This is a genomic window from Paraburkholderia unamae (genome assembly GCF_003268775.1).
Classification (GTDB): Bacteria; Pseudomonadota; Gammaproteobacteria; order Burkholderiales; family Burkholderiaceae; genus Paraburkholderia; species Paraburkholderia unamae.
This window is the reverse complement of the sequence record NZ_QLSU01000024.1, coordinates 128982-144082: the sequence shown is the minus strand read 5'-3', so window position 1 is coordinate 144082 and position 15101 is coordinate 128982. Positions and strand designations below refer to the sequence as shown.

Genomic DNA, 15101 nt, shown 5'->3' with positions numbered 1-15101 from the left:
CCCGAGCGCGGGTCGAGATCCTGGAAAAGATCGGTGCCGCTGCCGTCGGGCAGCTTCAGGTCGGTGAAGACCACGTCCGGCATTTGCCGCACGAGCTGGATGCGCGCCTCGCGCAGGTCACCCGCCTGTGCGGTGGTCAGCCCGTCTTCACTCACCACGGCCGCTAGCGCCTCGCGGGTCTCCGCGTCGTCATCGACAATCAAAACATGTGGCATCGCGTCTCGTCAGTTAGTTGGCGAAGGGTTCGGAACGCGGCCCTCGCCGCACGCGTGCAGGGCTACACCCACCGGCCTTCGCCCAGTTCTCCTTCCGCCTATCGTCAACGGAATTCGCCTCGAACCAGGACAGCGCTGCCGTCATCGCGTGCCTCGGTCTCATTCGCAAACGTCCGATCACTATACGCAACGATCCTGAACCCGCCGCGCCCTGATCGTGGCAAGGTGATGCCCCAATGCCAGCCACCCTCCTGTTCAAACACGTGGAGAATCGGGCTTACCGTACCACTGGCCACAACGAAGGCGGAAGTCATGGGATCTCCAGAAGTCAACCACCTGGCTAAGCTACGATCACTCGCATGCAGAGAAGCCCGAGCTCGTGCGGACAGTAGCAATCGCCGTTCCTGGGAAAACGATGCACATCGCGTCTGGGCATACGGCTATCGCGATCGCCGACCATTGGCTAGCAGGTTTGCTCGCCGCGGCGTTGCTGCCTTCTGCTTCTTCGCTGTCTCGTGGTGTCCGACAGCGCACCCTGTTGCAGAGCCCTGCCGCGCCCAGGGCTAGCATTTCGAATACCCGTGTCGCGGGAAAGGCTTGTCGAGGAGCGCAGCGAGCAATTCCGGGTGCAGGCGACTATCGACACGTGACGACGGAGAGGCGGTCATCGAACTCCCCATCCTGCTCCAATTTGGTCACCAGAAACGAAGAGAAAAGGCGGAATGGCACTCAACGCCGAGGTGCTTTCGATCATGTAGATGATTTCGCAGTCCGTGTCCCCTCGTTCTTTCGAGCGGAAAGCTGCGCGGCACGCTTTCTGCTGTGCGACATGCGACTGTGGCTGGCTCAACGGCGCGCAGTCCCACGAGTGAGGAGGAAAGCGCCATGGAAGAATCCGATCGACCGAAGGCTGGCTACGCTGAGGCACGCGCCGCAGATCAGTCATACGGACACGTCCGCGCCGCCGTTTCCTGGAGCGCTATCGTGGCGGGCGCGGTCGGCATGGCGGCGTTCTCCCTAATCCTGCTAACGCTCGGTACCGGTCTCGGCCTCTCGTCGCTATCACCATGGCCGGGCAGCGGCACGCATGCGAAGACATTCGGCGTTGCGGCCATCATCTGGATATGCGTGACACAGGTCCTGGCCGCCGGTCTCGGTGGCTATCTCGCGGGGCGGCTGCGCCGGCATTGGCCCAGCATTGGGACCGACGAAACCCACTTTCGCGACACCGCGCACGGCTTTCTTGCATGGGCGCTCGCCACGCTCCTTTCCGCCGCGTTCCTGACTTCGGCTATTTCGGGGCTTGCCGGGGAAGGCGTGAGCGCAGGCGTGCAAAGCGCCTCTCGGAGGACAAACGAAACAGGCGGGCTTGTCAACCGCGGTAACGCCCTCTCCGCCTATGCTAGCTGGCCCATGGGCTATCTGATCGACGGCATGCTCCGCCCCGCTGCTGGCGCTACTGAATCCAACACCCAAAGTCAGGACCAGTTCTTCGCCACAGCGGCGCAAAAGCAGGAAATTGCGCGCATTTTTCTTAACAGCCTTCCAGCAGGCGGCCCGCTTTCGCCCGAGGACAGCGACTACGTGGCGCGCATCGTGGTTCAAAGAACCGGGCTCGCGCCGGCAGATGCGCATGCGCGTGTCGCAACCACCTGGGCGCGCTTGGAGGAACACGCCAGCGCCGAGGAAAACGCCGCGCGCGCCACTGTGGAAGCTGCCCGAAAAGCAACTGTCCATGTGACGCTGTGGCTGTTTATTTCCTTGCTCATGGGCGCATTCGTCGCCAGTCTCATGGCGACGGTCGGCGGCCGGATGCGCGAACTCTGACGGCATCTTATTCACTCGTACCTTGAATTGTGAGGAGGCAGACATGCGCTCAATACTTCTTTATATGCTCGGTGTCCCTATTCCGATCATCATTCTCATCGCGCTTTTCTGGCACTGAACCCCAAAGGTGTGACAAGCGTTGAGGATCACGTGAAGTCGGTCTGCTCGCCCGCAGAGGGCGCAGAGGGCCGGGCACGATGTGCCTTCGACTAACCGGAAAGTCACATGAGATTCACGCAATCGGGTGCCCTCCCTGTGACGATCGGCCTTTCGGTGCACTCTACTTCTGCTGTGGGACTACACAGACGGCCACTGGTGCGCCTTTCACACATTTCAGCTGGAACGCGTTGTGCCGGGAGGAATCGGATTCTTGTCTTGAGTCGAGGGCAATTCATTTTCAGACCGCTCGTGTTTGCTTTTTTCCCGTGCGTCGCGTTCGGCCTGCTGCGTATCAGCGGGAGGCGTGCCATGCAGCACTCCCTTTGAGTTGGCTTGAGTGCGCTTCTGCATGCTGGCCTCCTGGCGTTCGATTGGCCGCGCAGCAATAGCGCGGCACTCAATCCGCAAAGCGCAACTCGCATGCCGAGGGTGTCGCGTATGGGCAAGTCGAAATCAATTTCCCCGGCGTTACCGGCCCTCACCGTCGCTCATGCATAAAATGCATCGATGCTTTCCTCACGCCTGAAGCGGCACGGCAAATGCGCCAGCGAGTGCTCACGTTCAAAGGAGTCGATCATGACCATGATGAATCCTCAAGCGCCCACGGGCGGCGCACGCATCATCGGCGGCGGTACGGGAGAAGGTCCGGGCCCCGAAATCATGGCTGCCGCAACTCTCGACGGCAACAAAGTCGTTTCCGCCGATGGCGAGCATGTGGGCAAGATCTCGGACATCATGCTCGACGTGCGTAGCGGGCGCGTGGCATATGCCGTGCTCGCACAAGGCGGCTTTCTCGGCATCGGCGATCATCTGCATGCCATCCCGTGGAGCGCGCTGACGCTCGACACAGTCGAGAAATGCTTCCGCGTTGATGTAAGCGCGCAGCGCATCAAAGACGACCCCGGATTCGACAAGGACCACTGGCCGTCTATGACCGATCAGGCCTGGGGCAGCGAGCTGCATCAGTACTACAACCGTGCGCCCTACTGGCAATCTGCGGTCGAGCCACCCATGCGCGATCTGCCGTAATCTTCGCTGTCGGAGCGCACGCCGGGCCGATGCCCCCGGCGGCCCTCTTCCAGGCCGTTGTTGGGGCAGCGTCCAGCCCATTTGCATTTGTGGCTTCGGCGCTCGAAACTCCATGCAACGGCCAACCAAACCGATTGCACAGATTTCCCTAATTGAACCGCGAATGCTGGCGCATGGAGACTCAAGCCCGCATAAGACTCAATGAGCCCAGGAGATAGCGCGCATGTCCAACCAGAAGAAGAAAAGGCAAGCGAAGGAAGAGAAGCCGAAGAATCCTGTGCGTGCCACGCGGTCGAAGCCGTTGCCCAGGCCAGCCGGACGGGCGTCTATCCTTACTGAGCAGCGCCGTCTAAAAATGGCGCGATCGCCCCACGCTTATGTTCGGGGCAACACCGCACAGTTTTATGAATGGATCGTAGAGGCGAACGGCGACTCACTGCCGCACGGACCAGCGATCTGGATTTGCGGCGACTGCCATACCGGCAATCTTGGGCCCATTGCGAACCAGGACGGCAAGGTCGAAGTCCATATCCGCGATCTCGATCAGACCGTAATTGGCAATCCGGCGCACGACATGATCCGCCTTGGCCTGTCTCTCGCGACTGCGGCGCGTGGCTCGTCGCTGTCCGGTCTCACGATCGTACACATGCTCGAAGCGCTCGCCGCCGGCTATGAATCGGCGTTCGAGGCCAAGCACCGGAAACCGCGGCTACCCGAGCGTCCCGAGGCTGTCCACCTAGCGATGAAGATGGCTGTTCGCCGCTCATGGCAACACCTCGCCCAGGAGCGGATCGAGGATCTGGAGCCGACGATTCCCTTGGGCAAGCGTTTCTGGCCACTCAGCCAGGCAGAATGCAAGGCGATCGACGCGCTCTTTCGCGACGGTGCCATTTCGAGTCTGCCCACCGGCCTGAGCGGTCGCAATGATGCGGGGAAGGTCAAGGTGCTCGACGCGGCGTACTGGGTCAAGGGCTGCAGTTCGCTCGGCCGGCTTCGGTACGCCGTGCTGCTCGACGTGGACGGCGGTGTGATCGAAGGCGACGATCTCTGCCTCATGGATATCAAGGAAGGCGTCAAGGCCGCCGCGCCGCGGTACGAAGACGCGTCGATGCCTCGTGACAATGCGGAGCGTGTGGTGGAAGGCGCCCGTCATCTCTCCCCCTTTCTTGGCGAGCGGATGCGCGCGGCACGCATGCTCGATCGGGCTGTCGTGATTCGCGAACTGCTCCCGCAGGATCTCAAGCTCGAGATCGAAGAACTCAACAAGGAAGAAGCGCGTAGAGTCGCGTTCTACCTCGCTGCGGTGGTCGGCAAGGCCCACGCCCGCCAGATGGATCCGACGACTCGACGCAGGTGGCTCGGCGAACTCCGCAGCGGCCGATCGAAGTCAATCGATGCGCCGTTGTGGCTCTGGACGAGCATCGTCCAATTGGTGAGCAGCCATGAAGCTGGATATCTTGAGCATTGCCGGCGCTACGCAACGGGGGCGAATTGATCGGGTATCAGCGAGTTTGGCGGGTCGTTTCAAACAGAAACCACACACGCTCCTCGGTTTGATCGATCGAGCTCTCGATCAGGCTTGCCGTCGCCACGTCCTCGTTTTCGTCACAGAGTTGATGGGGTTCGCGCATGAATCTCACGAGCGGTTCATTATCGTGACGCAGTTCGTCGAGCATTGCCTCGGACGCCACAAACGCATCACTGTTGTCGGAAAAGCGCTTGAGGGACGCGATCTGACCCACCGAGCGCAGCGTTTTGCCGCCGAGCTTGCGCGCCCGCCCAGCGACGGGATCGACCACCACAAAAACCAGGGCCGCCTAGTCGTCGAGCAGCAGATGATAGTCCCGGAAATGCGGTCCACTCACGTGCCAGTGAAAATTCTTGGTGTTGACAAGTAACGTAAAGACATCGGCTAGAAGCGTGGTGAGCCCACTCAATACCGCTTTGCGAGCCTCCGCTCCGATGTCGGTAGGGGGCGTCAAGTTCGGTGCACCTGCGTCGTGAGTTTTCGGCACCTTGTTCGCCATAATGCTGTCTCCTTTGATCGTACAGGGTGAGTTCGCAGCACCCCATCGCTTGTTCTCAGCGCACTGCATGAATTGCCGAGCTACATGAACACGGTGCTTTCGCTATGCGCGGGTCACGTGCCAGTAGCGCTCGAGCCTTGCGAGATCGGCAGGAAAACACCCATCGAAAGCGCGTAGCTGACTTGCGTACTCAAGGATTGCGCGGCGCCTGATCGTGACCGCACGAGCGCTGAGTCGTTCGGGGCGCCACATTTCGTCGAGTAACGTTGCGCGCAGGCCGCTACCGGGCCGGTGCGGAACAGGCCCTCGAGTTTTTTCAACTCCCTGGGCGTTACTGCCGCCCTCGGGGCGCTATGGTGCTAGCGCGACTGAGCGCTCGTAAAGTGCGCTACCGTCGGCAGCATCGGCGGCGAGCTACCTGGATTCACCACATAGCGCCTTCGCCGCAGCGCCAAGGGCTATCGCCGGATCGCCGAGCGCCGTACCGGGCTTCTCCTGAGGTTCGCAACCTTTCGGGTGTCCGATGCTGCAATTGCGCAGCTACTGACGCGAACTATGTCTGCGTCCCTCAGATCAAGGGCTGCGGGGACCGCTCCCACACTCCTGGCGGTCAGCAGGTCTCCGATTAGGAAGAAAATCTATAGAGGGCCGAAAGGCAAAGTCGCTACAGTCCTAACGCGTTCTAACTGGAAAACTCCACGACAATCAAAGATATCCCTACGCCGCCGCACGATTGGTAACATATGTGGCTCGTTGCCAGCCATGTAACGAACGAGCTCAGGCCAAAGCCAGCCAAATGCGCCACGTCTTCGCCGCGGGTTAGCGGTGACCGTCCGCTTACAATTCAGACGCTGCCGTGCCCGAGCCCCAACGTGGATGCGTATTTGAATCTTCGAGGCCGTTCTTTCTGATAGCTTTCACGCGCTGGCGCAAAGCGATGTCCGATTGGGTGGAGAAGAAGTGGTTAGACGGTTAGGTGCAAAAAAGGGACTCGCAGTAGTTACTTCAGAAAAGTCCTATAGCACGCCGAATGGCGCGCTTTCGACCGCTTTCACTCGATACGCTGTCTGGGGAGCACGCTCATATCTACGTCACCGGTAAGCCATGCGACGAACGAGCGACCACTCAACTCACCTTTCGTCTCGTTGGCGTCTATACGAGTCGGCATCTCGAAAATGACTTTGCCGCGTGCTTCATTGGCGAGCGCAACTGGTGCAGCGCCGAAATTGAAAGCGATTCTGAGCGTTTCGCCATCGCCCAGTCTCCAGCCGGCGATCAAGGCTTTTTCGCCTAGCACATCAGCGCCGAGCGCTCTCGCGCTTTTCAGTCGCGGGGTAATGAGCTGTGCGCGAACGGTGAGGACCGATCGGTAAAAATACAACCAGTCGAGGCGATCACTTTCATATTCGTCTACCCCATGGGAAGATGAAAGTTCGAATGTATGCCTATTGTTCGGATCGGGAATCTGCGCACGGCGCTTTTCATCGGCGAAGGCTGAGAACTTTTCGAATTCGCGCCGCCGCCCTTCGCGAACCCCGTCGGCAAGTTCGTCGGGATAGTCGGTGAAGAAAAGGAACGGGCGCCTGGAACCATACTGCTCCTCCATGAAAAGCAGCGGAATTTGTGGCGAAAGAAGCAACAAACAGGTAGCTACGCGAATTGAATCATCGTCGGCGAGTGAGCGCAGACGCTCCCCCATTGCACGATTACCCACTTGATCGTGGTTCTGGAGGAACATGACAAACGCCGTCGGCGGCAGATGCGTACTTCTCTCGCCCCAGGGCGTGCCACCGTGAACGGGCGACGGATCGCCCTGATACACAAAGCCTTCAGAAAGCACGCGCGCCAATTTTTCGATCGGCCTTTCCGAATACGCGCGGTAATAGCCTTCATTTTCCCCTGTCAACAAAACGTGCAGCGTGTTGTGTGCGTCATCGTTCCATTGCGCTTCGAAGTGTTTTTCCAGCAGGCTGGCCGTGTTGCGCTCGTTCTCGAGCACGAGATGCACACTACGGTCTGCCTCGACCGAACTGCGTATCCGGTCGGCGAGTTCGCCCAACCATGCGTCGTTGTCGATCGCATGAACGGCATCAAGACGTAGACCGTCGAAGCGATATTCGTTTAGCCAGTACAGCGCATTCTCGAAGAAGAAGTCGCGCACTTGCGGACGTTCGAAGTCGATCGCTGGCCCCCACGGTGTATTCTCGCCTTCCCGGAAGAACGTCTTCGCGTAGGCATGAAGGTAATTGCCGTCCGGTCCGAAATGGTTATACACCACGTCGAGGAACACCATCAGGCCAAGACCGTGCGCGGCATCGATGAGCTGTTTCAACGCTTCGGGACGGCCATACGCGGAATCCGGGGCGTAAGGCAACACGCCGTCATAGCCCCAATTGCGCCTGCCCGAGAAGTCGTTGACTGGCATCAATTCGATCGCCGTGATGCCCAGCAGTTGCACGAGCTCTGGCAGTCGCGTAATGACACGTCTATAACCGCCCATCGCGCCGATGTGCAACTCGTAAAGCACCGTTTCCTCCCATGGTCGGCCGTGCCAGTCGGTATTCGTCCATCGATATGCGCGCGGGTCGACCACCTCGCTCGGGCCGTGCACGTCTTGTGGCTGGAAGCGCGAGACGGGATCGGGTACCGCCAGGCCTTCATCGAGGCGGTACCGATATAACGCGCCCGCGCCTGCATCTGCTTGTGCTTCGAACCAGCCGTCGCCGCTTGCGTCCATGTCGATAAGCTCTGGCTTCGCGCAACCGGCGTCCTGGATCTCGAGTTGCACACATTCGCGGGACGGCGCCCAGAAACGAAAGCGCGTACGCGGATGCGATGTCTGCCCGCCAACAAGATGCGCACCAAAGGGCAGGCAATACGCGTGAAGCTGCTGATACGGATCGAACGGCCGTTTAAGCATAGTTGTGTGCCCGGCTGGAGCACGGCGATCATCGGCAGGTCCGTCGCACACACCATCGCGCGCGCGACGACAAAGGCCGCTTCTCCCGCGGTCGACTACTTGATACCACTTTCGCAGCATCACGACGCTATGCGGCTATGTGATCGATATGCTATGGCGAACCGGGTCCGCCTGCGCCGCCAGAATTCTCCGCTGAAATTTCTGCCTCTGCCCTATGCCAATATTCGTCGGTATGGTCGTTCGGGCACCCTGCTTTTTCCCACAGCTCGTACGCCCGCCGTCGGATTCGCGCCTCCCGGTCGCTTTCTGAGTGGGTCTCTTCTAGACGTGTTGTGCCGCCGATCGCTGGCGGATCACTGGCCGGGAATGTCTCTTCGACCGCCTTGTCGATCTTCGCTTCGGGCTCTTGATCGGCACTCCTTTGCTCCGTCGCATCTACAGTCATTTGAGCCTCCGTTTCAGCCGTCAGCGGGCAACCCGAGCGGCGTTTCAGTATTGCGGCCGGCTTGGATCGCGCGGCGCAGCCTCTTCGCCTGCTGCACGTCATTTGGGGGATAGCCGCCGACCGATGAGGAAGGGAGCGCCGGTATTTCCGGCCCCGGCGCGGGCGAGTCGATACCTGGACCATCGCAACGTGAAATGTCCACTACGTGGCAGCTCACACTGAGCAGGCGCCATGCCCGCCAAGCGAGCCCTCGTAATAGGCATCTATCGGTCCCCGGGTCCCTCAAGCAGGACGGATCGCTTAGTTGGTTAGTCGCCGATAGGCGCTCAAGTGGCGGACTAGCCCCTGCGCGTCGCCGCGTCTTTCGAGCAACAGCGCTAAATTGTGATGGGCGTCCGCGTAAGAAGGATCGACCAACAGACATTCTTTGTAGCTTCATCTAGTGGGCGAACCTCGTCGGCATACAACAGTTGCTGAAAGACGAGCCCATCTTCTTCTGCACGCACCTGCACTACTCGAGTCCTTCTTTTGGATGCCCATTTAGCCAAGGCGCACCGGCCGCTTTGCGCGAGCGCCTGCTGAAGCAGGCTGTACGGCTTTCCGCCGCGCTTGTCAGGTGCAATGTAATAGGCCTTGTCGTATAAAACCGGGTTAATCGCCTCATCGGGGATAAAGGCCATTATCTCGACAACATGACTGGCGGCATCTTCCAATGCCTTTAGCTCGTCGCTGGTGAAAAACACGGATCTGTCCTTTTCGAATTCGTAGCCCTTGTTCATGCTTGAACGCTCGACAACGGCGCCCGTCTTCTCGGAAACGTATTGCTGCCTCACGCGCACGAGCCGTTTGGCGCCAGCATGTGGAATCTGACGTCAGATGAACTTTCAGTCGCCGTCTAGAGCTTCACTGGGATCGGAACAAGCCCGAAAGACAACGACAGGGAGGCGATTGAGCGGGCGGGCATGGACTTCCCCTCGCGGATTTGTACCTTTGTGGCGCAAAGGACGTTCCGCGGCAATGCTTGTTCACTGTCGGATCCTAAGCATGCCAAACCGATCTACCGCACCCATATTGTGCTCACCAGCGGGGTAGCTGGATATGTGCATCAGCTGCTGGGGACTTCACGCTTGAGGTTTGAGAGCATCTCTTCCGAGACTCGGTAGATCGCGCGAAAATACCGCTGCGGCGGTCTGCATCGTTGCGCAGCCTGTCCATACAAGAACTGCCACCAACTTTCAGCCCGGCGGCGCACGTAGGCGCCTTGGAAAGCGCATTTTTGGGACCAACCTGACGACGAATTCCGAAGCCTCGCCACGGCGGTGCGCAAAGCCGGTTGTTACGAAAGGTCGTCTGTCCCTCTCGCTGAATTTCGCTGGGCAGACCCGATCAGTCGCCCGGTCGGTCCACCTGAGGCATGAGGCCATTTCGTGCTCCGACTCCCGTGTAGTTCCGCGAGTTTCGAGCAATCCATTCATCCATCGGTGCGCCGCACCATAAATATTTCACGCCAGACGTGACAGGCAAGTTTGCCCTGCCCCCCATGAGCGGCTACCTTAGTATGAGGAAGGCTGCAGCCTGGTTCGTGACGGCCTTTCCGCTCTTGTCGAAGGAATGGCAATGAGCATGAACTCGTCGCGGAATCTGGACGTCGCGACCGCAGGCCCCATCTGGGGAATTGCTTGTCTGTTGGGCCACTGCGGCTGGATTCGGGCTGTGGCAGTAGACAATACGGCTAAATGGACTGATACGGTTGCGTTCATTACCGGCGTTCTTTTACGCGTGATATTTTGCGAGAGTCGTGGCGAGTGCGGCGCGGAAACTGCAAAGTTCCCCCGTCAACCTAGAATTTGAGTCGACCTGGGGACTCTCATCCCTAACGTCCGTATGACTGCGCAACTTGAAATGGAACTGCCATGTCCTCTCTGCGCGAACATCCCGCCGTCGCACATCCGGTGTGTCTAACAGTGCGTGCCGCGCCCGGCAGGCTCAGGATTGTCCCCATCTGGCAGGCGCTGGGGCATTGCGCCGCACGGGCGCGCTTGAGCCGCGTGCATTGCAACGGGAAGCAGCATTTTGACGAACTCGTAGTCACTTTCGACGCTGTTTCGCCCGCCGAGCTCAACGAAGCCCTTCTCCGTCTGAACGCGCAAACCTGGGTTATAACCGCTGCAATACGGGCCTGATTCGGCGGAAGACCTGTACCTGGCTCGTCCACATTGCCTCTCAGAAGCAGCGGTTTGCAGATTGAGACGACATGCCATGCTCACGATGCGCCGTGAGATGCACACGCCGCTTTCAACTGCCGCGCGCGGCGGTCGGCTCTCGCGCTCGAACTCATTCCATTGAGTCGCGAGCGCAAAGGCCGAAGTCCCAAGAGTCCACCATCTGCTCGCGAAGTGTGGGCAATCCGTGGGGCGCGCCACTGCGATCATCGCGATGGTGAGCAGAACGGCTTGAGATGACGTCACGGCCGCTCTGATCAACGTCACGCCGATCATGGGCCTAGAGACAAACCGTGAAACGGCGCCGCGAACATCTAAACAGCTGGTTAAAGCTTGAGACGCGACTGTATCGGCACGCGCCTTGCGGCGCCCTCAACCACTCGAATACGCAAAATCTCATCCACGAGGTAAGCGCCATGACCGCACATCGCCCTGTTCCCGCAATGCCCGAACAGCAGCAGAACCAAACACCAGGGCGCACTGTACCGATGGACCCACAACCCGATCACGGGGAGAAGAGCTACCGCGGCTCGAGTCGACTCACAGGCAAGGTTGCGCTCGTGACAGGCGGCGACAGCGGCATAGGTCGCGCCATCTGCATCGCATTTGCACGCGAAGGCGCGGACGTCGCAATCGCTTACTACGACGAACACGACGATGCCCAGGAAACTGCACGTTGGGTGGAGGACGCCGGACGCCGTGCGTTGCTGCTACCCGGGGACATCCGTGACCGTGCGTGGTGTCGCGAACTCGTAAACAAGACCGTGAGCGAATTGGGAAAGCTTGATGTGCTCGTAAATAATGCGGCGTACCAGATGACACACGAGTCGGTCGAGTCGATCAGCGATGAGGAATGGGACCGCACATTCGACACAAACATCGGTGCCATGTTCCGCATTTCACGCGAGGCGGTCGCCGTTATGCAGCGGGGCGCAGCCATCATTAACACAGCGTCGATCAATGCCGACAAACCCAACCCGATGTTGCTAGCCTACGCGGCCACCAAAGGCGCGATCCAGAACTTCACCGGCGGCCTCGCGCAGTTAGTTGCCGAACGCGGCATACGCGTGAACTGTGTCGCCCCTGGCCCGATCTGGACGCCGCTTATCCCCTCCACGATGCCGCCAGAATACGTTCGTGACTTCGGCAAAGCGACGCCGATGGGCCGGCCGGGGCAGCCAGCGGAGCTCGCTGCCGCGTATGTGCTGCTCGCCTCATGCGAGGCAAGCTATATTTCCGGCGCCACCCTTGCCGTGACGGGGGGTACCCCGCTCATCTAAAGCGGCTCAAAGGGCAACGGCCAACAGCCTGCGAGTTGCTCGAACATGGTATTTGCATTTGCCCTCGCACTCTCGCCGCGGCGAGTCACGATCTCGACGCAGCCGGCACGGCTGGAGAGTACCGCGAGCCTCAGCGTGGCAGGCGCTTTTACCGCGCCGTACCCGGCTCCCCAAACACGTTTCCCGCTTCGAGAACTCCGCCTGCGCCGAAAATCCTTTCCCGCGCAGTTCGGATCAACGCCGCCGTTTTTGTTTTGCGTCGAGTTCCACTTCTTGTCCGTCCCGGTGATGCGACCCTCTTCGTGTGGCATGCGCCTTGCGGATAGGCCGTATATTTAGCCAGGAAGTCCACATGTCCTCTTCGCCCGCACTTTGTCGCCGGTATCCGGGGCTAGCCGAACTGCTGCCCAGCGGAGCAACGCCGCTCGACGCGACGACGCTGCCGGACGCAGCGCGGCGCCTCGCGGCAACTTTTACCGTGCTGCCGCTGCCAGGTGCGGGAAACACGCTTACGCGGTGGCAGTTTCTTGCGGCGGTGGCAGCTCGCGACCTTTCACTGGCCAAAGTCCATGAAGCTCACACTGATGCGAACGCCATATTGGCCGAGTTGTCGCCAGAGGGACGTGGCAAAGACATTGCAGACACTTGTTCTTCGATCACCATTTATGGCGTCTGGGCCGCACGCTCGCCTCGTAACGAAGTGCGCGTTACGAGGTGCGGCGGCGACCAAGTGAGCCTGCACGGTACCAAATCATGGTGCTCCGGAGCCCGCTTTGTTACGCATGCGCTCGTGACGTGCACCGATGCCCATGGGGAAGACTGGCTCGCCAACGTACCTATGCACCAGTCAGGTGTGGCAGTTAACATGCGTGGCTGGGAAGCGGTGGGCATGGCCGCCACCCAAAGCGTCGAAGTTGAGTTTTCGGACGCGCGCGCAACGCTTGTGGGCGGCCCGGGGGCGTATCTTCGCCGACCGGGCTTCTGGCATGGCGGAGCCGGTATTGCAGCCTGCTGGTACGGCGCAGCTGCCGCGCTTGCCGAGCGCCTGCGCGATGCAGCGCTGCATCGTGATGACCCTCATCTACGTGCCCACCTTGGGGCCACTGATGTCGCGCTAGTGACCGCGCGCGCCTGCCTGCGGGAATGTGCAGCTGCCATCGATGCCGCTCCGCGCGCGGACGCGTCCAAAGTCGCACTTCGCGCTCGTGGTGCGGCAGAGCACGCTGTCGAGAGTACGCTGCGCGCCTGCTCGCGTGGGATGGGCGCCGGTCCGCTATGTCGCGACCCGTGGTTCGCGCGCATGTGCACAGATTTGCCGGTGTTCGTACGCCAGAGCCACGCGGAAGCCGATCTTGCGATACTAGCGGCCTCGGTTGCTAGCGCGGGCGAAGACTGGCGACTATAGAATCCCGGCAGGAAACGACTAGCAATGGACCGTTCGCCCGAACCGCTCGAGAGCTATTTCGACAGCAAGTTCACGTCGAACCCTGACCCTTGGAACTATGAGGAGAGTTGGTACGAGGCACGCAAGCGCGCAGTGCTGCTCGCAGCACTGCCGCGTGCGCTGTACGATAACGCGTTTGAGCCGGGTTGCGCGAATGGGTTTTTGTCGGCCGAACTGGCGCAGCGCTGTGGGCATCTGCTTTGTGCGGACTTTTCGCCGCGCGCCGTCGCAATTGCGCGCGCGCGCCTCCGCAAATTTGCGAATGTCAATGTGCGGAGACTCGTGATGCCCCGCGACTGGCCGGTCGGCAAGTTCGACCTGATCGTAGTAAGCGAATTTGCGTATTACCTCGATATTGGCGAGTGCACGGTGCTCGCTCAACATGCAGCGTCGTCGCTCGCCAATTTAGGCGTGCTCGCATCCTGCCACTGGCGCCATGGTGGCGAACTGTGGATGCTGAATAGCGCACGTGTGCACAGCATCTTTACGCAGGCGGCGGAAGACGATGCGCTGCACACTGTGGTTCATATCGAAGATACCGACTTCCTGCTAGACGTCTGGACCCGCGACGCGCAGAGCGTCGCGCTTCGTGAACACAATCGTTAATCTGCGCGTTCGATCTAGATACGTCGATCGCTGGGGAACCTCATGCCACTGACGCCGCTGACTGGCGCGCGTTACAACAGACAGCGCTTAGTGGGATGCACGCCTGGGCGCGCTTTACTCGACCAGCCAAGTCCGCGGTTGGCCACGGTGAAATCGCCCTGGGCCTCGCAGCACTAGCGGATGAACACCGGCTGGATGGTCAAGCCGCTGGCCAAGATTCACCTGCGCTGGGTGTCCATCGGCGTGGTGCTCACGGCTGAGCCGCGCGCCAATTGGGCTTCCGCCGAATCGTGGCGCGCCCCGTTAGACTCGGCACGCGATGTGCTGGGTACTCTGCGCCTGCCTGCGCGGGCCTCTTCAAAGGTGCTGGGGGCGATATGGAAAAGATCGATTTGCCAGGGGCGGACCTTCCCGCAACACGCTTCGCCGGGCAGCTATACGAACCGCAGCGTTCCGCCGTCTCATGGGGCGCAGTCCTCGCCGGTGCGTTGAGCATGGCGGCTTTCTCTCTCGTTTTGCTCACGCTCGGTACCGGGCTTGGGCTTTCGTCGCTCTCGCCTTGGCCTGGCGGCATGCATGTAAAGACCCTCGGAATTGCCGCAATCGTCTGGGTTTGTGTGACGCAAATTATGTCCGGTGCTCTCGGGGGCTATCTTGCGGGGCGGCTTCGCGGCCATTGGCCTGACATCACCAACGACGAAGCGCACTTTCGGGATACAGCGCATGGTTTTCTCGCATGGGCGCTAGCTACCTTGGTAACCGCCGCGCTCCTGTCTTCCCTCATCGCTGCGACTGCACGGGAGGGCGCGAGCGTAACCACCAGTCTGCCCGATACGAGCGCACTACGCCCCCCCGATCGCGGCGACGCCCGCCACGCGTACGGAACGTGGCCAATGGGGTATCTGAGCGACGGCATGCTACGCCCGG

The 15101-nt window shown here is 60.4% G+C and carries 11 protein-coding genes and 3 pseudogenes; 8 read left to right on the top strand and 6 right to left on the bottom strand.

The features are described from left to right. Positions 1-215, bottom strand: a 215-nt coding sequence (locus C7401_RS31635) for a response regulator (RefSeq protein WP_146757940.1), incomplete at its 3' end; no start/stop codon positions are given. Positions 216-1100: 885 nt separating this feature from the next. On the opposite strand from C7401_RS31635, the gene C7401_RS31625 reads away from it, so the two are divergent. Further along, the gene (locus C7401_RS31625; protein ID WP_112175313.1) at positions 1101-2042 is read left to right on the top strand and encodes a hypothetical protein; all 942 of its coding nucleotides are present in this window, start codon (positions 1101-1103) and stop codon (positions 2040-2042) included. A gap of 333 nt (positions 2043-2375) precedes the next feature. Here the strand turns inward: C7401_RS31625 and C7401_RS45140 are convergent, their stop codons facing one another. After that, positions 2376-2552 (bottom strand): hypothetical protein, encoded by a 177-nt coding sequence (locus C7401_RS45140; RefSeq protein WP_165841979.1) that lies wholly within the window; start codon positions 2550-2552, stop codon positions 2376-2378. A 225-nt stretch (positions 2553-2777) separates the two neighbouring features. Here C7401_RS45140 and C7401_RS31620 point away from each other — a divergent pair, with 225 nt between their 5' ends. Both C7401_RS31620 and C7401_RS31615 read left to right on the top strand, forming a co-directional pair. Continuing rightward, a complete protein-coding gene (locus tag C7401_RS31620; protein WP_112175312.1) occupies positions 2778-3230 on the top strand; it encodes a PRC-barrel domain-containing protein in 453 nt (150 codons plus the stop codon). A gap of 223 nt (positions 3231-3453) precedes the next feature. Continuing rightward, positions 3454-4725 carry a DUF2252 family protein gene (locus C7401_RS31615; protein ID WP_112175311.1) on the top strand — a complete coding sequence of 424 codons (1272 nt, stop codon included), beginning with the start codon at positions 3454-3456 and terminating at the stop codon, positions 4723-4725. A gap of 7 nt (positions 4726-4732) precedes the next feature. On the opposite strand, the pseudogene C7401_RS46185 reads toward C7401_RS31615, so the two are convergent. The 4 genes and pseudogenes from C7401_RS46185 to ku form a co-directional block, all read right to left on the bottom strand. After that, positions 4733-5257, bottom strand: a pseudogene (locus C7401_RS46185) (Dps family protein). 1051 nt (positions 5258-6308) lie between these two features. Next, positions 6309-8177: a malto-oligosyltrehalose trehalohydrolase gene (treZ, locus tag C7401_RS31605; RefSeq protein WP_112175310.1), complete on the bottom strand. Its 1869-nt coding sequence runs from the start codon at positions 8175-8177 to the stop codon at positions 6309-6311. 151 nt (positions 8178-8328) lie between these two features. Continuing rightward, complete coding sequence (locus C7401_RS31600; protein ID WP_244314920.1) at positions 8329-8622, bottom strand: DUF2934 domain-containing protein; 294 nt, start codon at positions 8620-8622, stop codon at positions 8329-8331. Positions 8623-9056: 434 nt separating this feature from the next. Continuing rightward, positions 9057-9586 (bottom strand): annotated as a pseudogene (ku, locus tag C7401_RS31590) (non-homologous end joining protein Ku); the annotation flags it as partial. Between the two features lie 319 nt (positions 9587-9905). On the opposite strand from ku, the pseudogene C7401_RS45735 reads away from it, so the two are divergent. From C7401_RS45735 to C7401_RS44595, 5 genes and pseudogenes are all read left to right on the top strand, one after another. Further along, positions 9906-10040, top strand: a pseudogene (locus C7401_RS45735) (ParB-like protein); the annotation flags it as partial. A gap of 1220 nt (positions 10041-11260) precedes the next feature. Next, the gene (locus C7401_RS31575) at positions 11261-12124 is read left to right on the top strand and encodes an SDR family oxidoreductase (protein ID WP_112175307.1); all 864 of its coding nucleotides are present in this window, start codon (positions 11261-11263) and stop codon (positions 12122-12124) included. 352 nt (positions 12125-12476) lie between these two features. Continuing rightward, positions 12477-13529, top strand: coding sequence for an acyl-CoA dehydrogenase family protein (locus C7401_RS31570; RefSeq protein WP_112175306.1), 1053 nt, complete (start codon positions 12477-12479; stop codon positions 13527-13529). Between the two features lie 24 nt (positions 13530-13553). Next, a complete protein-coding gene (locus C7401_RS31565; protein ID WP_112175305.1) occupies positions 13554-14174 on the top strand; it encodes an SAM-dependent methyltransferase in 621 nt (206 codons plus the stop codon). Between the two features lie 180 nt (positions 14175-14354). Next, entirely contained in the window at positions 14355-14666 is a 312-nt protein-coding gene (locus C7401_RS44595; RefSeq protein WP_146758029.1) for a hypothetical protein, read from the top strand. Positions 14667-15101 lie beyond the last annotated feature (435 nt).

Excerpts from the sequence above, each read along its gene's own strand:
- C7401_RS31625 (WP_112175313.1), top strand. The coding sequence starts at position 1,101 with ATGGAAGAATCCGATCGACCGAAGGCTGGCTACGCTGAGGCACGCGCC.
- C7401_RS45140 (WP_165841979.1), bottom strand. The coding sequence starts at position 2,552 with ATGCAGAAGCGCACTCAAGCCAACTCAAAGGGAGTGCTGCATGGCACG.
- C7401_RS31620 (WP_112175312.1), top strand. The coding sequence starts at position 2,778 with ATGACCATGATGAATCCTCAAGCGCCCACGGGCGGCGCACGCATCATC.
- C7401_RS31615 (WP_112175311.1), top strand. The coding sequence starts at position 3,454 with ATGTCCAACCAGAAGAAGAAAAGGCAAGCGAAGGAAGAGAAGCCGAAG.
- treZ (WP_112175310.1), bottom strand. The coding sequence starts at position 8,177 with ATGCTTAAACGGCCGTTCGATCCGTATCAGCAGCTTCACGCGTATTGC.
- C7401_RS31600 (WP_244314920.1), bottom strand. The coding sequence starts at position 8,622 with ATGACTGTAGATGCGACGGAGCAAAGGAGTGCCGATCAAGAGCCCGAA.
- C7401_RS31575 (WP_112175307.1), top strand. The coding sequence starts at position 11,261 with ATGACCGCACATCGCCCTGTTCCCGCAATGCCCGAACAGCAGCAGAAC.
- C7401_RS31570 (WP_112175306.1), top strand. The coding sequence starts at position 12,477 with ATGTCCTCTTCGCCCGCACTTTGTCGCCGGTATCCGGGGCTAGCCGAA.
- C7401_RS31565 (WP_112175305.1), top strand. The coding sequence starts at position 13,554 with ATGGACCGTTCGCCCGAACCGCTCGAGAGCTATTTCGACAGCAAGTTC.
- C7401_RS44595 (WP_146758029.1), top strand. The coding sequence starts at position 14,355 with ATGAACACCGGCTGGATGGTCAAGCCGCTGGCCAAGATTCACCTGCGC.